The sequence below is a fragment of the Streptosporangium sp. NPDC050148 genome (assembly GCF_055586505.1).
In genome coordinates this window covers 41,439-60,066 of sequence record NZ_JBVJIA010000038.1, presented here as the reverse complement: position 1 = coordinate 60,066, position 18,628 = coordinate 41,439, and the positions used below count along the sequence as shown (strand labels likewise).

Below are 18,628 nucleotides of genomic sequence, written 5' to 3'. Positions count from 1 at the left end.
CGTGGGCGGACGTACCGGGTTCGGTGCCGAGCCGGTGACGGGTCTCGGCGCCGGTGTGGCCCGTGCGCGGGGCGATCTCCTCCGGACAGGCGATCGGTGCGCCCTGGCGATGGTGCGTGGGCCGGGCGTACCGGCCGGCCTGCGGCGGTGACCCGGGAGTTCCAGCGGCCGGCCGGGCGGGGCCGGGGCCGGGATCGATCGTCCCGGCCCCGCCCCGTCCCACGGCGGGCGGGACGCCCTTCATCGCGCTCCCCTCCTTCCTCCCGGCGCTCACGCGCGGGTCCGGGTACGGCGGTCGAACAGGACGAGTGAGACGGTCAGCAGCACGGCGGCCATTCCGGCGAGCACGCCGAGCTGGGGCAGTACCGCGGCGAGGCCGGTGCCGGGGACGGCGAGCGTCAGCAGCGCGTCCATCCCCCAGGCGTGCGGGAAGAAGTGGCCGATGGCGTTCAGCACCTCTCCGGAGGACTCGCGCGGCCACAGGCAGCCGCCGAGCATCCCGAGGACCACGCCGAGCGGCGGGCCGATCGCCGGGGCCTGCTCGGGCGAGCGCAGCAGCGTGCCGACGAGGATGGCGGCCCCGGTCGAGACGAGCGCGAACGTCCCCACGACGGCGGCCACGCCGATCGGGTCGCCCCAGGACACGCCGAACATCAGCGCGCTGACCACCACGATGAGCGTGGCCTGCGCGAGCGCGACGAACAGGCGGCTCAGCGCCTCGCCCAGCAGCACCGACCGGCGCCGTACGGGCGCGGTGAGCGCGCGCTGCAGCATCCCCAGCCTGCGGCTCTCCACCATGGCGGCCGCCACGGCCATCGAGTTGACGAAGGTGAACAGCAGCAGGTTGGCCGGGGCGGTGTACGCGAAGCCGCGCGGGTCGCCGCCGCCCGCGGCCGAGCCGGTCACGCCGACGCGGCCCGACTCGGCCTGTGCCCGGCGTACGTACTCCGCGGCCTGTTCGGGGGTGGCGCCCGCGGTCACCACGGCCCTGGTGGCCTCCAGGACGGCGGCGACCTTGGCGACCGCGCCGTCGACGGCGCCGCGGGCGGCCAGGCCGCTGCCGTTGGTCTGGGTCACGACGAGGTCCAGGCGGGTGGCGCCGGGCGCGATGATCAGCCCGGCGGCCAGCGAGCCGGTCCGCACGCCCGACCGCACGTCCTCGGCCCCGTCCATGGGCCGTACCGCCAGGTCGGGGTGGCGGCGCAGCTCGGCGAGCAGGGAGGCGGTGACGGCGTCGGAGCCGGGGGCGACGACGCCCACGGGGAGCCGGGACGAGCCGCTGCCGCCGCCGAGCGTCATCCCGACGAACAGGATGGACACGAACGGCATGACGAGCATGAAGAACAGGCCGGTGCGGTCACGGGTGAGCCTGCGCAGGTTGGCGGCCACCAGCGCGGTCACCGGGCTCGGGCGGAGCACCGCGGCGGTCACGGGTGTTCCGGGTGTCCCGGGGGGCACGGGTGGCACGGGGGACACGGGCGTCCCGGGGGGCACGGGCGTCCCGGGTGTCGTGGAGGTCGCGGGGACGGTCACAGCAGCATCCCCTTCCTGAGGCCGGCGACGGCCAGGCCGCCCGTGACGAGCGTGATCGCCAGCAGGGCGGCGATCGGGCCCGCGACGGCGGTCACGCCCGTGCCGGGGTCGGCCAGTGCCGCCAGCGCCGTGGCGGTCCAGCCGTTCGGGGTCAGCAGCGCCACGCCCTGCAGCACGCCGGGCAGGTTGTGCAGCGGTACGAGGCTGCCGCCGAGGAACGCCATCACGAACGAGATGACCATGATCACCCCGTCGGCCTGGGCGTCGGTCCTGACCCGGACGGCCACCAGCATGGTGATCGCGGCGGCGGCCAGCACGTGGGCGGTCAGCACGGCGAGCACCGCGAGCGGGTCGCCCCAGCTCGAACCGAAGATCAGCGTGCCGGAGAGCCAGGTGGCGCAGACACCGACCATGGCCAGGGCGAACCCGACCAGGGCCTTGCCGGCGACCGGGACCCAGGAGGCCAGCGGCCCGGCCCGCATCCGGTCGAGGGTGCCGAGCCTGCGTTCGGTGAGCAGGCTCCGGAACGACGCGCCCACGACGAAGAAGGCGAACAGCGCCGCCATGCCGGAGCCGTAGTAGACCGCGAGATCCACCTTGCCGCCGGCCAGCGGGTCGCCGGTGAGCGCGAGCGCGGGCCCGGCGGCGCCGTTGCGCTCCACCAGCTCCTTGACCCGGTCCCCGGGCACCCCGGCGAGCAGGGTCGCGCGCACCGCCAGCGTCCTGGCGTCCACGACCGCCGAGATCCGGTCCACGACGGCGCTCGCGACCACGCCGGCCAGCGGCGAGCGGGGCGAGGTCAGGACGGTGACGTCGCCGCCCTCCCCCTCGCCGACGCCGCGGCTGAACCCGGCGGGGAAGACGATGGCCGCGCCGATCTCGTCGGCGTCGAGCGCCCGCCGCGCCTCCGCCTCGGCCGGCAGGTCGCGCAGCGTCACGCTGCCCTTCAGCTCCTCGTCGGCCGTCACCTCGCGCCGCACGCTGGCGGGGAACTCGCCGCCGTCCAGGTCGACGACGCCGATCGTGGCGCGCAGCGGCGGGTCGTCGCCGCCCAGGGCCAGCCCGAACAGGGTGGACAGGGTCACCGGCACGAGGATCGCGATGACGATCGCGGTGCCGTCGCGCAGCCGGGTGCGCAGTTCGAGTGCGCTCACCGTGAGCATGGCTCGCCACATGGTCAGTCCCGGAGGGTGGTGCCGGTGAGGTGGAGGAAGGTCGCCTCCAGGTCGGGTTCGACGACCTGGGCGGCGGTCACGACGGCGCGCCCCTGCACGGCGGTGATGAGCGCGGGCAGCAGGTACCTGCCGCCGTCCGCCATCAGGCGCACGGACGCGGTCCCGGTCCTGGCGGCCTCGGTCACGCCCTTCACGGCGCGCAGCTCGGCGAAGGCGGACTCGACGTCGCCGTCGAGCGTGAGGTCGACGGTGTCGGCACTGCCGACCAGGGCGACCAGCTCGCGGCGGGTGCCGTCGGCGACGATGCGGCCGTGGTCGATGATCGCGACCCGGTCGCAGACCCGCTCGACCTCCTCCATGTAGTGGGAGGTGTACAGCAGCGCCATGCCGTCGCCGACCAGGTGTTCCAGGCCGTCGAGGATGGCCTTGCGGCTCTGCGGGTCCACGCCCACGGTGGGTTCGTCGAGGATGAGCACCTCGGGGCGGTGCAGCAGGGCGGCCCCGATGTTGATGCGCCGCTTCATGCCGCCCGAGTAGGTGTCGAGCCTGGTGTCGGCCCGGTCGGCGAGGCCGACCAGGTCGAGCACCTCGGAGATGCGCGCGGCGAGGGCGCGGCGGCGCAGGCCGAAGATCCGGCCGAAGAAGCGCAGGTTCTCCCGGCCGGTCAGCTCGGGGTAGAGGGCGATCTCCTGCGGTACGTAGCCGATCCTGGACTTGGCGCGCAGCGGCTCGCGGGCCAGGTCGACGCCGCCGACCGTCACGGTGCCCGCGTCCGGCCGCAGCAGCCCCACCAGCATGGAGATCGTGGTGGTCTTCCCCGCGCCGTTGGGGCCGAGCAGGCCGTACGCCTGGCCGGGGGCGATGGAGAAGCCGACGTCGTGCACGGCGACCAGGTCGCCGTAGCGCTTGCCGAGGTCCAGGCAGGACAGGGCGGCGGTCGTCGCGGCGGTCGTCGTGGCGGTCATCGTCGCCACCCCGGTGCCTGCGGCGGGTCGCCCTTGGCCGCGGTGTTGGCGGCGAACACCTGCCGGGCGGGGTCGGCGCCGAGCTGGTAGTCCAGCGGGGTGTTGCCGGTGACGCGGTTCCACAGCACGTGGCAGTCGAGGACGTCGTCGCCGCCGAAGTCGGCGGAGGAGCCCATGACGAACCCGGCACCCATGATCGACTCGCCGCCGGGGTGGTTGTCGTGGATGTGGTTGTCCACCACGACCACCCGGTGGGTGCCGATCAGGGCGAGGCCGACGCCGGAGATCGGCGGGCCGGCCGCGCCCAGGCCGTCCGGTTCGGCTCCGGCGGCCAGCACGTTGCCGTACAGGTCGTTGCCGGAAACCAGGCAGTCGCGCACGCCGCCCTCGGGCTCGCCCTCGTAGACCTGGTTGAGCAGCAGGACGCCGATCGCGTTGCCGTGGCAGGCGTTGCCCCGCAGCGCGGCCCCGGAGGAGTTGTCCACGAAGATGCCGAACGCGTTGGCGAAGGACTCGTTGCCGGTGATCTCGGCGTCGGAGCGGGGGCAGAAGCTCAGGGCGACGCCGCCGTACTGGCTGCCCGAGGCGCGGCAGCGCGTCACCCGGCAGCCGGTGGACTCGCGCAGGTAGATCCCCCAGACGGCGTTGTCGCGCGCCTCCACCTCGTGCACGCCCACGCCGGCGGCCGAGTGGGCGTAGACGCCGGCGCCGGAGAAGCCGCGTACCGTCAGCGCCTCCACGCGCACGTCGCCCACGGCGTCGCCGTGCACGGTGAGGCCGCTGACCACGTCCTCGGCGGCGTCGTGCAGCCGGGGGACGTCGGGCGGCCCGCCGTCGCCGGGCACCAGCACCGTGCGCCCGGCCCCGGCGCCGGTCAGCGTCACGCCGGGATGCCTGATCCACACGCTCTGCGCGTACGTCCCCTCCCCCAGCAGGATCCGGGCGCCGGGGCCGCTCTCGTCCAGCGCCCGCTGGATCGACTCCCCCGGATGGACCGTTCTCGTCTCGGACATCAGCTCTCCTCCCCCTGCGCGTTCCCCCGCGGATCTCCCTGCGTGTTCCTCCGCGCGTTCCCCCGCGGATCTCCCTGCGCGTTCTCCCGCGTGGCCGGCGGGGCGGCGTAGACGACGGCCACCGACACGAACACCCCGCGGCCCTCGCCCCAGCGGGCGGCGGCCGCGACCGTCGCCGGCGTGCCGGGACTCAGCCGCGCCAGCGCCGCGCGGGCGCTGGCGCCGCGGATCGCGTACGCCGCCCCGGCGGTCAGCGGCAGCCCGGTGGAGGCGGCCAGCTCGCCGGCGGCCTCGTCCAGCAGCGGCTCGGCCCACGGCGCCGCGGGCGCGGTCACGGCCTCGAAGTCGTGCCAGGTGAAGCCGGGCGGGCGCCCGCCGACGGCCTTGACGAGACTCTCCTTGACCGAGAAGGCGACGCGGCCGGCTCCCAGGCTCCGCTCGGCCGCGGTGGCGACGTGGCGGGCGAGGGTCTCCCCGCCCCGGCCCACGGCCCTGGCCAGCCGGTCGGCCTCCACGATGTCCACGCCCACCAGGACGGCGGGCGCGCTCACGCGGGCGCTCCGGTACGGGAGACGGGCGGCCTCACGCGGGGCTCCGGCGCGGACGGCGGGGCTCACGCGAGGGCCCCGGCGCATCGGGTGACGAACGGCGCGAGCGCCGCGGTGTACTCCTCGGCGCGCTCCACCATCGGGATGTGGCCGCTCTCCTCGACGACGAGCGTCTCGTGCCCCTCCCGCCCGGCGAGGATCTCCAGCCAGGGGGCCACGGGCGTCATCCGGTCGTGCCTTCCCCAGACGTACAGGGCGGGGCAGGTCACCTTGTCCAGGGCGGGGCCGACGCGGTAGGCGCGGGTGGCCTTGAGGCTGCGGGCCATGGACACCATCGAGTCGGGGCGGTTGATCAGCTCGCCCGCCTCGGCCATGCGCTCGGCCGAGAAGTGGCATCCCCGGTGGAAGAGCGCCGCCACCATGCGCCGGCCGAAGTCCTCGCCGGTCGGCCGGATGCTGCCGCGCCGGTCGAAGCTCAGCCCGACGTCCGGGTCGGCGGTGAGACCGGGCGCGCCGCTCACCACGATGCCGCGTACCCGGTCGGGACGGCGGCCCGCCAGGTCGATGGCGACCAGGCCGCCGAGGGAGTTGGCGCAGACGACGATGTCGTCCAGACCGGCGGCGTCGCAGGCGTCCAGCAGCGTGTCGCCGAGCCGCTCGATGGACCCGGCCACCTGGCGGTCCATGGCGCAGATCGCCTCGTTCGTGCGCAGCACCGTGCGGCCCGCCCGCGCCAGGCTCTCGTACGGGTGGTCCCAGATCCAGCCGCCGGCGAACAGGGCGGACATGAACACCACGGCCGGTGCTCGGTCACCGGGCCGGTGCTCGGTGGTGAATTCCCTCATCGTCAAGGCTCCAGTCACTCGGTCACAGCGTCGAGGCGTCGTCGGGGGTCCATCCGCAGTCGCAGGCCGCGCCCGTGCCCGCCGTCACGACCTGCTCGCACTCGGGGCAGCGGGCGTGGTCCCGCGCGGTGGCGGGGTACCAGACGCTGGTGTGGACGCGCGTGCACAGCCCGCCCTTGAAGAAGCGGCGCATGGCCCGCTGGTGCGGCCGGGCGTGGACCGCGCGCAGCGACTCGGGCCGGTCGAAGGCGCTGAGCGTGAACTTGCGCCCGCCGACGTCGAACGTGGTCACGCCGAGGAAGCCGCGCGAGGCGCGCAGCGACTTGACGATCTCCACGCTGAGCAGGTCCACGTCGGCGGACTCGGCGTCGTCGCGGATCTCCAGCCAGGTCAGGACGAGCGCGCCGGGCCGCTCGGTGCGGCCGGTGGCGGCCCTGGCGCTCACGCCGAACTCGCGGCTCCCGTCGGCGGCGGGCACGAAGCGCGCCGTGTAGCCGAGTGCCCCGGCGATCGCGAGCCGGTCGAACACGCGCCGCACGTGCACGCCGCCGACTCCGGCGGTGACCATGTCGAGGCCGGACACGGTGACCGTGCCGCCTGCCGCGGGCATGCCCAGGTACGCCTCGCGGTGGTCGGCCTCGAGGCTCCAGGACACGGCGGCGGCGTCCTCGTCCCCGGTGACGTGGCCGACCTCGAAGGTCAGGTTCCTGAAGCGGGCCAGGGTGGCGGCGGCGTGCGCGGCCAGCGCCTCGCCGGCCAGCGGGGCGGGGCAGTCGGGGTCGGTGTAGGTGTCGGTGCTGGCCGCGACCGCCGTGGCGTCGCCGGCCCGCCACGCCTCCAGGTGCGTCTCGGCCGTCTTCCTGGCGTCCATCAGGTCTCCCCCTCGTGCGGCCCGTCTTCCGGCAGCCGCCCGCTGCGCACCGCCAGGGCGACCGCCCGGACGTCGGTGTGGCTGATCGACACCCGGATCCACCCGGCGTCGCCGGACGCCGCAGGACCGGGGTCGTCCGCGGAATCGGCGTCGTTCGCGAGAGCGTCGGCGTTCGCGGGACCGGCGACGTCCGCGAGAGCGCCGGTGTTCACGGGAGTGCCGGGACCGGTGGCCGGCGGGAGCGCCGCCAGGTCGCCGTGCAGGCGTACGGCGGGCGGGTGCCCGCCGAGGCAGGCCCGGTCCGCCCGGCAGGCCGCGGTGGGGAGCGGCAGGATCTCCACCTGGCCGAGGCGCTCGGGGGTCGGCGGCAGGCCGAGCAGGCGCAGGACGGCGTGCTTGGCGGCCAGCCGTCCCGCCCAGTGCTGCAGGGTGCGCCCGCCCGACGACCTGACGCGCTCGGCGCGCGTGTAGACGACCTCCAGCGGCATGTCGCCGACGAGCTCGCGGGGGCCGGTGAGCCCGGCGTGGCCGACGATCGCGCTGCCCCACCGCCTCATGCCGCCACCGCCTTCGCCAGCCGCCTGAGGGTGGCGGGGTCGGCCATGCTCAGGCAGCGCACCCCGGTGCGGCGGGCCAGCCCGGTGAGCACCTTGCTGTCCCCCACCTCGACCACGGACACCGGCGCGGGGACCGACGGGGGGATCGGCCCGGAGACCGGCACCCCGTCCGGCGCCATGCCCGGCGCGGTGTCAGACGCGATGCCCGGCGCGGTGTCAGGTGGCGCGGACGTGATCGCCTCCATCGTGCGGGTCCAGCGGACACGGCCGGTGAGCTGGGCGACCAGCGCGTGGCGCAGGACGCCGAGGTCGGCGGTCGGCTCACCGGTGACGTTGGGGACGACGGCGACGCGGGGTGCGCGCATGGGGGCCGCCGCCACCGCCTCGGCCCAGGCGCGCTCGGCCCCGGCCATCAGCGGCGAGTGGAAGGCGTCGCCCACCTTCAATGGAACGATCTTGTCGGCGTCGGCGGCGAGTTCCGCGAGCCGGTCGAGCCCGGCCTGCGAGCCCGACACCACCACGTGGCCGGGCGCGTTCTCCAGCCCCACCACGACCGGCTCCCCGGGCGCGGAGGCCGCCGCGGCCAGCTCCTCGACCCGCTCCACCGGCAGGCCCATCACCGCTAGCATCCCGCCGCGGGCGGCGACCCCGGCCATGAGCCGGGCGCGCAGCTCCACCAGCCGGACCGTGCCCGCCAGGTCCAGCACCCCGGCCGCGTGCAGCGCGCTCAGCTCGCCCACGCTGTGCCCGGCCACGACGGTGGGCTCGTACCCCGCCTCGTCGAGCACGGCCAGCGCCGCCAGGTTGCAGGCCGTGACCGCGATCTGGGCGTGCTCGGTGGCGACCAGGCGCTCCAGCGGCCCCCGGGCGCACAGCGGTGAGATCGGCCGGGCCAGCAACGCGTCGACCTGGTCGAGGCGCCGCCGGGCCACCGGGCTGCGGTGCAGCCAGGCGCCCATGCCGACGCGGACCGTTCCCTGTCCGGGAAAGAGATAGCCCAGCATGTCGTCGTCTCCCTTCGCCGACTACAGCCGGCGCCTGGGGCGCCGCTCCTGGTGCGCGGGCCGTTCCGTGCCGAGGAAGCCGAGCAGCAGCTTGTTGACCTCGTCGGGTGCGTCCAGCGGGAGCCAGTGGCCGGCGTCGTCGATGCGCTCGTAGCGCCACGGGCCCTTGACGTACTTGCCGGAGGCGGACATGCCCTCCTCCAGGAGCGCCTTGTCGCCCGCGCCCCAGATGCCGAGCGTCGGCGCGTACACCGGCGGGAACGGCCGGGCCGGGCGCAGCTCGGCCTCGGGCGAGCGGTTGGCCCGGTACCAGTTGAGCCCGGCGGTGAGCGCGCCGGGCCTGGCCAGGTCGCGCAGGTAGCGGTCGTGGTCGCCCTCGCGGCCCATGATCTCCTTGAACAGCCGCCAGCCGTTGCGCCGCAGCAGCTCCTCGCTCACCCCGGGGAACTGGTAGAAGAGCATGTACCAGGAGGCCGCGCGCTGCTCCAGCGAGGGCGTCGCGAAGACGCCGGGGTGGCCGACCGACAGGACCGCCAGGTGGTCGAGCCTGCGCGGCATCAGGAACGCGTACATCCAGGCGATCGCCGCCCCCCAGTCGTGGCCGACCAGGTGCGGGCGCTTGACGCCCAGGTGCAGCGTCAGGGCCACGATGTCGTTGACGATGGTCTGCATCCCGTACGCCGAGGCCTCCTGCGGCTTGCCGGAGTCGCCGAAGCCGCGCAGGTCGGGCGCGATGACCCGGAACCCGCCCTCGACGAGCGCCGGGATCTGGTGGCGCCACAGGTAGGAGGAGTCGGGGAAGCCGTGCAGCAGGATCACGGGGTCGCCCTCGCCCTCGTCCACGTAGGCGAGGTCCACGTCGTTGACGCGTACGGTTCTCTTCTCGGTCACGCCGTCTCCCTGGGCATCTCGGTCATGCCGTCTCCCTGAACAACCGCTCGGCGAAGAACTCGCTGAACCCGAACTCCGGTACGTCCTCCGGGGCGACCATGTTCAGCAGCCCGGTCACCTGCGCGGCGAAGTTGCGCGCCATGAGCCGTCGCACCCGGCGCCTGCGCTCGACGGCGGCGGGGCCGAACTCCACGTGCAGCCTGCTGATGATGGAGGCGCCGAAGGCCAGGCGCTCCAGGCGGGACTCCCGCTCGCTCACGTACGGCGCGAACGCCGCGGGCGACCAGTCGGAGGAGTCCAGCAGGATGTCGCAGACCGTGCGGGAGTCGCGCATGGCGCACGACAGGCCGGTACCGAGCACGGTGTCGGCGTTGCCCGCCTCGTCGCCGATCAGGACGACGCCCTCGGTCAGCGGGGGCCCCTCGGGGACGCTGGACACCGACGGCCACACCGACAGCGGGCCCGCGGGCGTCGACTCGGTGACCGCCTTGCCCCGGTCGGGCAGGCACTGGAGCTCGAACGCGGCCAGGAAGCGCTCGACCGCGCCCGGCCCCCGGTAGCGGTGCTTGTTGACGGTGGGGAAGTTCAGGTAGAGGCGGGCCCGGCCGTACCCCTGGGGGAAGACCATGAACATGACGTCGCCCTCGGTGCCCATGGCCTGCACGTCGGGCGGCCAGCCGGCCATGTCCTCGACCATCATGCCACCGCCCCAGTGGTGCATGGAGTTGCGCATGGTGATGCCGACCTGGCGGCCGATCGTGCAGCCCCGGCCGGTGGCGCCGATCACGAGGCGGGGCCGCAGCTCGGCCGGGCCCTCGGGCGTCCGGTAGGTGACGACGGGCCGTTCCCCGGGGACGACGGTGATCTTCGAGGCGTTCATCACCAGGTGGGCGCCCCCGGCCGTGGCCTGCTCGGCCATCAGCTCGCACACGGCGTGGTGCGGGAACGACATGGGGCCGCCGATGCCGGGGATGAACCTGGTCATGTCCACCGCCTCGACCTCGTCGTCGGCGACGGCCTCGTCCCAGGTCATCCACTCGCGGATCTCCCAGGCGCCGCCGGCCGAGAAGCAGTCGTCGACGCCCAGGCGCTGCGCCTCCCTGATCCCCCAGGGCGCCAGCCACTCGCCGCGGACCAGGTCCCGGTAGGCGTCCTGCTTCTCCAGCACCACCACGGAGAGCCCACCGGCGGACAGCTTGCAGGCGGCGGACGCGCCGGCGATGCCGCCGCCGACGATGACGACGTCGGGCCGCTCGGATCGGGTCACTGACCCCACCTCTCCCAGTAGGTCCGTTCCTTGGCGCGGTAGCGGTCGGCCGGGCGGAAGCCGGTCCCCAGCGTGTAGGCGACCGGGATCATGCAGACCTGCGTGACCCCGGTGGGGATGCCGAGCAGCCGCCCGGTCTCGCGTTCGTGCGGCACGTGCAGGCACGTGATCGTGCTGCCGAGTCCCCGGCTGCGCAGGGCCAGCTGGAAGGACCAGATGGCCGGGAAGATGGAGCCGTAGAAGATGCTGGCCCGCGTCTCGCCGTGCTGGACGAGGTGGCCCGGGTCCTCGTCGGCCTTGTCGGCCATCCGCGCGCGCCAGTGGGCGTTGATGGCGGCGATGTCCGGAGGCCGGCCGAGCACGCAGGGGATGACCAGCGCCGGCACCCTCGCGATCGTCTCGGTGAGCGCCCGGGCGGAGTCGTAGTTGCGGCGCGCCTGCGCGTCGTTGCGCCGCCGCCCGGCGTTGGTCCACATGTCGTTGCGGTGGAAGGTCCACGACGAGCGGATCATCTCGGCGAGCCTCTCCTTGACGTCCGCCTCGGTGATCACCAGCCAACGCCAGTTCTGGTGGTTGTTGGCGGTGGGCGCCTGGACGGCGACCTCCAGGGCCTGCTCCACGACCTCCCGGGCCACGGGCCGGTCCAGGTCCAGCCTGCGGCGCACGGAGCGGGTGGTGGTCAGCAACCGGTCGGTCTCGGCCACGTCGAAGGGGGTGGCGGAAGCGGTGTCGGAGGAAGCGGCGAGGGGCGTGCCGGAGGGGATGGCGTTCACGGCGCCTCCAGCAGGACGGCGCCGCGGACCGAGTCGTGCGCCGCGGTCAGCGCCAGCGCGCTCGCCACCGGCGCGGCGAGTTCGGGACGGGTCACGTACGAGCCCCGGTCGCCGGTGAGCGGCGCGGCGAGCCCGGTCAGCGCCGGCGCGAGGCCGTCGCGGACGGCGAGCGCGGCCAGGGCGATGTTCATCGCGCCGGTGGCGGCCTGGCAGTCGCCGATCAGGGCCGCCGAGGCGGTGAGGAGCGCGTCCGGCATGCGGGCCAGGACCGCCGCCGCCTCCTCGGCGTCGCGGGGCAGGCCGGTGGCGGCGCCGACGACCAGGCCGGGCGCCGTCCCGGGCAGCGCGAGGCTGCGCGTCACCGGTTCGGCTCCCCGTCCGGCCGCGTGCCGGGTGCCGGCCACGCGGGCGTACGGCCTGCCGCCGCGCCCGGCGCAGTGCTCGGCCGACTCGACGACGAAGGCCACGGCCGCCGATCCGGCCGTCACCGGTGCCGCCGCTGCCGCCTGCGCCCCGTAGGGCACCGGCCCTGCGGCGTCGAGGACGTCGGAAGCGCCGGGGGTGCCGGGGGGTTCGGGGGCGTGCCGGGCGGCGGTCTCGTCGGCGGCGACGACCAGGACCACCTCGGCCTTGCCCGCGTCGATCATCTCCAGGGCGCAGTCCAGGGCGATGGACGCCGAGGCCGCGCCGTTGCAGAGGGTCGTGGTGGGGCCGCGCAGCCCGAGCGTCTGGCAGACCGCGCCGCCGGTGGCGTTCAGCACCACGTTGGAGAAGCTCAGCACGGCCGGCTTGTTGGGGTTGAGGGCGATGCTGTCGTCGAAGCCGCCGGTGCTCTCGGCCGACCCTGCGCCGGTGGCGAAGACCAGTGCGACGTCGTCCAGTTCCTTGCGCGGCAGTTTGAGGCCGGCGTCCTCCCAGGCCAGGCGGGAGGCGGCGATGGCCAGGCGTGACAGGCGGTTCATGTGCCGCCACAGCGACCGCGGCGCGAACGTGCGGCCTTCCAGGGACGGGTCCCGCCCGTCGGCGCGGCGGCCCGCGGTGATCGCCGCGGCCGTCTCGGCGATGCCGGTGCCCGCGCCGGTGACCGGCCCCAGCCCGGTGATCACCGCCTCCCGGCGGGGCGTGGGCCCGTACGGGGCCGGGTCCCGGGGGCGGGTCAGCACGAGCGAGACGTTGTTGCCGCCGAAGGCGTAGTTGTTGGAGACCACCGTGTCGACGGCCATCTTCCTGGCCCGGTTCGGCACGTAGTCCAGGTCGGCCCGCGCATCGTTGCGCGCATCGTCGTCGAAGCCGATCGTGGGCGGTGCCACGCCGTGGCGCAGCGCCAGCACGCTCGCCACGGCCTCGACCGCGCCGGCCGCGCCGAGGGTGTGGCCGACGAAGGACTTGATGCTGCTGGTGGGCACCTGCGGGGCGCGGTCGCCGAAGACCAGGCGCATCACCTTGGCCTCCATGGTGTCGTTGGCCGGGGTGCCGGTGCCGTGCCCGCTGACGTAGTGGACGTCGTCGGGGGTGAGCCCGGCCTCGGCCAGCGCGCGGCGCATGGCGCCGGCCCCGCCGCGCCCGGTGGGGTCGGGGGCGGTGGCGTGGTAGGCGTCGGCGGAGAGCCCGTAGCCGGCGACCTCCGCCAGCGGCGTGGCCCCCCGGGCGAGCGCCAGGTCCAGCGGCTCCAGCAGCAGGAACGCGGCGCCCTCGCCGAGGTTGAGCCCGTCGGAGTGGCTGTAGGGCCGGCACGGGCCGGTGCTGAGCGCCTGCAGCCCGGCGAAGCCCGCGTAGGTGCCGAACAGCAGCGGGTCGACGCCACCGGCCAGGACCGCGTCGGCCTCACCGGTGAGGATCTTGTCCCTGGCCAGGCCGACCGCGTTGCCGCCGGCGGCGCAGGCGGTCGAGACGAGAATGCGCGGCCCGCCCAGGCCGAGCCGCTCGGCGATCACGTCGGCGGTGTGGTGCATGGGCTGGTAGCTCCCCCCGGGGCCGGGGGTGGCCTGGCACTTGCCGAGGATGACGCCGAACCGGCCGGGGTCGGGTGCCGTCCGTACCGGATCGGCCTGCCCCGGCCGCCCGGTCCGCCCGGTCCGGCCGCCCTGACCGCCCTGACCGGACAGTCCGGACTGCCCGAACTGCCCGAACTGACCGGCCTGTTCGACCGCCTGGCGGGCGGCGACGAGCGCGAGCCGCGCGGTGCGGTCCCCGGCCGCCTCGTCCGCGGGGAGCTGCTCGTCGATCCACGCGTCGGGCACCTGTCCGGCGTACCTGGCGGTGAACACGGCGAACGCCTCGTCCTCGATCGGGGTGAGCCCGCCCCTGGCCGTGGTGAGCCGCGTCCAGAACTCCGCGGGGTCTCTGCCGGCCGCGCAGATGATGCCCAGTCCGGTGACGACGACGGGCCGCAGCGCCATGCTCTACCTCCTTCTCAGCGTGTCCGGCCGATCAGATGATCGGGATGCTCCAGCTCTTGGGCACGATGTACGGGCTGGTCAGTGTGGTGACGCCGAGACCGTCGACGGTGAGGTCGAGGCCGGCCGCCGCCAGTTCGGGGTCCACCCGGGCCAGGCCGAGGGTGGCGCCGAGGCCGGTGCTGTGCACGGCGTGGACGACCTCGCCCACGTCCTGGCCGCCGGCGAGCACGCGGGTGCCCGGTGCCGGGACGCCGTCGCCGCCGGTGAACCCGACCGTGCGCCGCCCGCCTCCGGACTCGAACGCCTCCACCACGGCGTCGCGGCCGACGAAGTCGGCCTTGGTGATGTCGACCAGCCAGTTGGCGCCGATCTCGATCACCGAGGCGCCCGGGGTGACCTCGTGGCGCGGGATCGGCTGGCGCACCTCCAGCATCGCCAGCTCCAGCGCCTCCTGCCCGGCGGGCTGGGCGTGCTCCAGCGCGCCCGCCCACAGGCCGGGCGCGGCCTCGCGCGGGACGATCATCTGGTAGCCGTACTCGCCGGTGTAGCCGGTCCTGGCGAAGATCATGTCCACGCCGTCCCAGACGGTGTCCACGACGGACTCGAACGGCAGTGAGGCGAGCTCGCCGTCGATCAGGCGGCCGACCACGCCCCACGCGTAGGGGCCCTCCAGGCCGATGACCGTCAGCTCCGCGGAGCGGTCGACGACCTCGACGCCGTCCTCGGCGTGCGCCAGCACGTGGTCCAGCAGGCGGGCGCCGGCGCCGCAGGAGCTCTCCAGGAGCAGCCCGTCCTCCCGGCCGAAGGCGATGACCTGGTCCACGACCCGGCCGGACTCGTCCAGGACGAGGCTCATCATGCAGCGGTCGGAGGTGAGGTACTCCACGTCGCGGGCCAGCAGCCGCTGGGCGAGGTCCACGGCGCCGGGGCCGGTGATCTCGACGAGCCCGTGCCCGCCGAGGTCGAGCACGGCCGCGCGCTCCCTGAGCACCCGGTACTCCTGTGAGAGGGAGGAGAAGCGCAGCGGGACGGTGGAGTCGCCCACGTCACCGTGGACGGTCCCCTCCGGATGCCGGGTCGCGAGGACGTTGACCATGGTTCACACCTTTCGCGCGGGACGTTGGTTCGCCGGATCGGCGATCGTGAGGTTTCCTTCGGCGGCGACCCGGCCGTCCACCCGGGCCGAGACCCGGTACTCGGCGAATCCCGCGCCGCCGCCGGTCTGCTCGGCCGTGAGCACGAGCTGGTCGCCGGGCACGACCGGGCGGCGGAAGCGCATCGACCTGACGCCCGCCAGGTAGCCGATCTCGCTGGCGCCCGCCAGGGCGAAGACCACGCCGGCGAGCTGGGCCATGGCCTCGACGACCACGACGCCGGGCAGGACCGCCTGGCCGGGGAAGTGGCCTTGGAACCACGGCTCGGTGCCGGTGACGTTCTTGGTCGCCGTCCCCTTGACGCCCGGGACCACCTTGACGACCCGGTCGAGCAGCAGCATCGGCCAGCGGTGCGGCAGTACGGCGCGGATCTGGTCGTGGGTCAGGCCGGAGACGGCCGGCGCCTGCTGCGCCGCCCGGGTCGCCGCCCGGGTCACCGTCGCCGCGGGGGAAGCCGTCGCCGCCGTCTGCGTCTCCGCCGGGGTCGCCGTCTGCGTCTCCGCCGGGGTCGCCGCCTGGGTCACCGTCATGCCGGGGCCCTCAGCGCGGGATCGACCTCGTCGGCGAGCCGCGACACCGAGCCGAACACCGCCATGTCGCTGTCGTAGAGCGCTACGCCGAACTCGGCCTCGATGGCGACGTAGAGCTCCAGCACGTCGAGGCTGTCCAGTTCGAGGCCGCGTCCGAACAGCGGCTGGTCGTCGGTGATCCAGTCGGGCTCGATCTCCAGGTCGAGCCGCGACACGATCATCTTCTTGATCTGGCTGCAGGTCTGCCGCCGGTGGGCGGCCTTCGCCCGCAGTTCGTCGATGGTCATGGGTTCTCCTTGTGCGCCGTGCTGAAGGGCGGGCGGGTCACTGGAGGCCGCCGCCGTGCGCGACGACCACCGAGCCGGACATGTACGAGGCCTTGTCCGAGGCGAGGAAGCTGACGATGGAGGCGATCTCCTCCGGCCGGCCCATCCGGCCCAGGCGGATGCGCGACTCGTAGCGCTTCCTGATGTCGGCGGGTACCGTGCGGGTCATGTCGGTGGAGACGAAGCCCGGGGCGACCACGTTGGCGCGCACCCCGTGCGGGGCCGCCTCGTTGGACAGCGCGTGGGTGAAGGCGATGATCGCGCCCTTGGACGCCACGTAGTTGGTCTGGCCGGGAAAGCCGCCGTCGAGCCCGCTGGAGGAGGAGATGGTGACGATGGACCCGCTCCGCTGGTGCTGCATCAGCTTGAGCGCCTCGCGGCAGGCGAGGAAGGTGCCGACGAGGTTGGTGTCCAGGGGGGCGCGGAACTGCTCCAGGCTCATCGCGATGAGGTAGCGGTCCCGGGTGACGCCGGCGCTGGTCACCAGCACGTCGAGCCGTCCGTGGTCGGCCCGCACGGTGCGGAAGAGGCGCTTGACGGCGTCCTCGTCGGTGACGTCGGCCTGTACGGCGCTCGCGCTGCCGCCCTCCCGGGCGATCTGGTCGGCCACCTCCTTGGCGTCACTCTCGGACCGGGCGTAGTTGACGACGACGTGGGCGCCCTCCCGGGCCAGGTCGAGCGCGACGGCCCGGCCGATCCCGCGGGACCCGCCCGTCACCACGGCCACAGAGCCGGGGGCAAAGAGCATCATCTCTCCAGGAATTCGATAATCGCCGCAGGATTAATAGATCTTTAGGCATAAGCTACTAAGAGCTGATATCACGCCTACATCATCCAGATATCTGGCAATTGACCTGAATATTCTCTATATATGAGTCTGGGCGCATGAATGAGGTTGATGTCGACGTTCTGGTCGTCGGAGGCGGGCCCGTCGGGCTCAGCGCCGCCATTGAACTCGCCCGTCACGGAACATCCGTGCTGCTGGTGGAGAGGCGCCCGGACACGTCGGCTTTCCCGAAGGCCCGCCTGATCACCACCAGGACGATGGAGATCCTGCGCGGCTGGGGCGTCCACGACGAGGTGGAGCGCACCGGCATGCCCCGGGAGGACTACCTCGCGGTGGGCGTCGGCAGCTCCCTGACCGCCGACGACTTCGTCCGGTCGGCCGCCGAGCTGGAACGGGACGCCCCGCAGAGCCCCACCTACACCTTCCTGTGCGCGCAGGACCGCCTGGAGGTGATCCTCCGGCGGCTGGCCGAGTCCCGTCCGGAGGCCGACGTGTGGTTCGGCGCCACGATGACCTGCATGAGCGCGACCGCCGACGGCGTGACGGCGACCGTGAGACGCACCGGCGACGGGACGACGACCGGCATGAGCACCACCGCCGACGGCGAGACGGCGACCGTGAGACGCACCGGCGACGGGACGACGACCGGCATGAACGCCACCGCCGGCGGCGAGACGGTCGTGCGCTGCCGCTACCTGGTGGCCGCCGACGGCAGCCGCAGCGGCGTGCGCGAGGACCTCGGCATCGCCGTCGAGGGGCCTCCGCCGCTCGGCCACATGATCAGCATCATGTTCGAGGCGGACCTCGGCTTCCTGCCCCCCGACCGGCGGGCCGCGCTGTCGTTCCTGAGCGACCCGCCCTGCGCCGTGGAGGCGGTGGACCACGAGCGGCGCTGGATGGTGCAGACCGGCTACGAACCCGAGCTGGGCGGCAGCCCGGCGGACTTCACCGAGGAGGTCTGCCTGGCGGCCGTGCGCGCCGCCGTCGGCGTGCCCGGCCTGCCCGTCACCGTCCTCGGCGTGATGCCGTGGCTGCAGCAGGCCAAGGTCGCCACCGCCTTCCGGTCCGGGCCGGTCTTCCTGGCGGGCGACGCCGCGCACGTGGCGACGCCGCAGGGCGGGTTCGGCATGAACTGCGGCATCCAGGACGCGCACAACCTGGCCTGGAAGCTGGCCGCGGTGCTGCGCGGCACGGCGGGCGAGGAGCTGCTGGACACCTACGAGGCCGAACGCCGGCCCGTCGCGGTCCGCACGGTGGACGAGAGCCTGAACAACGCGCTGATCACCTTCGCGATGATGGAGGGCCGGCTGTCCATGCGGGAGGCGATCGAGCGGCAGGCCGGGCGGCGGAGCTGCGAGGGGCTGGTGCTGGGGTTCGGCTACGACTCCGGCGCCGTGCTGCCCGACGGCACCGCGCCCCCCGCCCCCGCCGACCCGTACCGGACCTACGTCCCCGTCGCCCGGCCCGGGCACCGGGCCCCGCACGTGTGGCTGCACGGTCCGCACGGGCGGGTCTCGACGCTGGACCTGCTCGGCCCGCACTTCACGCTGCTCGCCGCCACGGGCGCGGGCTGGCCCGCGGCGGCCGCGGAGACGGCCCGCCTCACCGGTGTCCCGCTCACCGTCACGGAGATCTCGGACGCCGACGCCCCGGACACCGACGTCGCGGGAACCGACGTCCCGGACACCGAGGTCGCGGACACCGAGGTCGCGGACACCGACGTCGCGGGGGCCGGCGCCTCCCGTCCCCCGGCCGCCGCGCCGGGCCCGCTCACCTCCCCCACCTGGGCCAAGGAGTACGAGCTCGGTCCCACCGGCGCCGTCCTCGTCCGCCCGGACGGTCACGTCGCCTGGCGCTCCCCCGACGGCCCGGCCTCGGCGCGGACGCTCACCGAGGCCCTCGGCCGGATCCTGTCCAGGCACTGACGCGTGGACCCCCGGCGGGTGGCCGGGGGTCCACGGGGCGGGTACGGGACCGGCGCCCGGTCCGG

At 74.5% G+C, this 18,628-nt stretch carries 18 protein-coding genes; 1 reads left to right on the top strand and 17 read right to left on the bottom strand.

Translation table 11 applies throughout. The features are described from left to right. Positions 1-270 precede the first annotated feature (270 nt). The 17 genes from ACZ6RT_RS31705 to fabG form a co-directional block, all read right to left on the bottom strand. The gene (locus ACZ6RT_RS31705) at positions 271-1,431 is read right to left on the bottom strand and encodes an ABC transporter permease (protein WP_470157531.1); all 1,161 of its coding nucleotides are present in this window, start codon (positions 1,429-1,431) and stop codon (positions 271-273) included. A 98-nt stretch (positions 1,432-1,529) separates the two neighbouring features. Then, on the bottom strand, positions 1,530-2,696 hold the full coding sequence (locus ACZ6RT_RS31700; RefSeq protein WP_470157530.1) for an ABC transporter permease: 1,167 nt from the start codon (positions 2,694-2,696) through the stop codon (positions 1,530-1,532). A 14-nt stretch (positions 2,697-2,710) separates the two neighbouring features. Further along, complete coding sequence (locus tag ACZ6RT_RS31695) at positions 2,711-3,673, bottom strand: ABC transporter ATP-binding protein (protein ID WP_470157529.1); 963 nt, start codon at positions 3,671-3,673, stop codon at positions 2,711-2,713. Beyond that, complete coding sequence (locus ACZ6RT_RS31690) at positions 3,670-4,686, bottom strand: nitrous oxide reductase family maturation protein NosD (RefSeq protein ID WP_399186694.1); 1,017 nt, start codon at positions 4,684-4,686, stop codon at positions 3,670-3,672. The genes ACZ6RT_RS31695 and ACZ6RT_RS31690 overlap by 4 nt, the downstream gene beginning before the upstream one ends. Next, a complete protein-coding gene (locus tag ACZ6RT_RS31685; RefSeq protein ID WP_399186695.1) occupies positions 4,686-5,237 on the bottom strand; it encodes a 4'-phosphopantetheinyl transferase superfamily protein in 552 nt (183 codons plus the stop codon). The genes ACZ6RT_RS31690 and ACZ6RT_RS31685 overlap by 1 nt, the downstream gene beginning before the upstream one ends. A 62-nt stretch (positions 5,238-5,299) precedes the next feature. Continuing rightward, entirely contained in the window at positions 5,300-6,079 is a 780-nt protein-coding gene (locus tag ACZ6RT_RS31680; protein WP_399186696.1) for an alpha/beta fold hydrolase, read from the bottom strand. Positions 6,080-6,101: 22 nt separating this feature from the next. Then, positions 6,102-6,950, bottom strand: a complete 849-nt coding sequence (locus ACZ6RT_RS31675; protein ID WP_399186697.1) for an ester cyclase — start codon at positions 6,948-6,950, stop codon at positions 6,102-6,104. Then, positions 6,950-7,507: a holo-ACP synthase gene (locus tag ACZ6RT_RS31670; RefSeq protein WP_470157528.1), complete on the bottom strand. Its 558-nt coding sequence runs from the start codon at positions 7,505-7,507 to the stop codon at positions 6,950-6,952. Before ACZ6RT_RS31670 ends, ACZ6RT_RS31675 begins: the two co-directional genes overlap by 1 nt. Continuing rightward, a complete protein-coding gene (locus tag ACZ6RT_RS31665; RefSeq protein WP_470157527.1) occupies positions 7,504-8,511 on the bottom strand; it encodes an ACP S-malonyltransferase in 1,008 nt (335 codons plus the stop codon). Before ACZ6RT_RS31665 ends, ACZ6RT_RS31670 begins: the two co-directional genes overlap by 4 nt. Before the next feature lie 21 nt (positions 8,512-8,532). Further along, positions 8,533-9,402 (bottom strand): alpha/beta fold hydrolase, encoded by an 870-nt coding sequence (locus ACZ6RT_RS31660; RefSeq protein ID WP_399186700.1) that lies wholly within the window; start codon positions 9,400-9,402, stop codon positions 8,533-8,535. 22 nt (positions 9,403-9,424) lie between these two features. After that, the gene (locus tag ACZ6RT_RS31655) at positions 9,425-10,669 is read right to left on the bottom strand and encodes an NAD(P)/FAD-dependent oxidoreductase (RefSeq protein ID WP_399186701.1); all 1,245 of its coding nucleotides are present in this window, start codon (positions 10,667-10,669) and stop codon (positions 9,425-9,427) included. After that, the gene (locus ACZ6RT_RS31650) at positions 10,666-11,442 is read right to left on the bottom strand and encodes a nitroreductase family protein (RefSeq protein WP_470157526.1); all 777 of its coding nucleotides are present in this window, start codon (positions 11,440-11,442) and stop codon (positions 10,666-10,668) included. The genes ACZ6RT_RS31655 and ACZ6RT_RS31650 overlap by 4 nt, the downstream gene beginning before the upstream one ends. Then, positions 11,439-13,841, bottom strand: coding sequence for a beta-ketoacyl synthase N-terminal-like domain-containing protein (locus ACZ6RT_RS31645; RefSeq protein WP_470157525.1), 2,403 nt, complete (start codon positions 13,839-13,841; stop codon positions 11,439-11,441). Before ACZ6RT_RS31645 ends, ACZ6RT_RS31650 begins: the two co-directional genes overlap by 4 nt. A gap of 31 nt (positions 13,842-13,872) precedes the next feature. After that, a complete protein-coding gene (locus tag ACZ6RT_RS31640) occupies positions 13,873-14,937 on the bottom strand; it encodes an aminomethyltransferase family protein (protein WP_399186704.1) in 1,065 nt (354 codons plus the stop codon). A 3-nt stretch (positions 14,938-14,940) separates the two neighbouring features. Beyond that, positions 14,941-15,525, bottom strand: coding sequence for a 3-hydroxyacyl-ACP dehydratase FabZ (gene fabZ / locus ACZ6RT_RS31635; protein WP_470157524.1), 585 nt, complete (start codon positions 15,523-15,525; stop codon positions 14,941-14,943). Further along, positions 15,522-15,812 (bottom strand): acyl carrier protein, encoded by a 291-nt coding sequence (locus tag ACZ6RT_RS31630; RefSeq protein ID WP_399186706.1) that lies wholly within the window; start codon positions 15,810-15,812, stop codon positions 15,522-15,524. Before ACZ6RT_RS31630 ends, fabZ begins: the two co-directional genes overlap by 4 nt. A gap of 37 nt (positions 15,813-15,849) precedes the next feature. After that, entirely contained in the window at positions 15,850-16,602 is a 753-nt protein-coding gene (gene fabG, locus ACZ6RT_RS31625; RefSeq protein WP_399186707.1) for a 3-oxoacyl-ACP reductase FabG, read from the bottom strand. Between the two features lie 134 nt (positions 16,603-16,736). On the opposite strand from fabG, the gene ACZ6RT_RS31620 reads away from it, so the two are divergent. After that, positions 16,737-18,563: an FAD-dependent oxidoreductase gene (locus ACZ6RT_RS31620; protein WP_470157523.1), complete on the top strand. Its 1,827-nt coding sequence runs from the start codon at positions 16,737-16,739 to the stop codon at positions 18,561-18,563. Positions 18,564-18,628 lie beyond the last annotated feature (65 nt).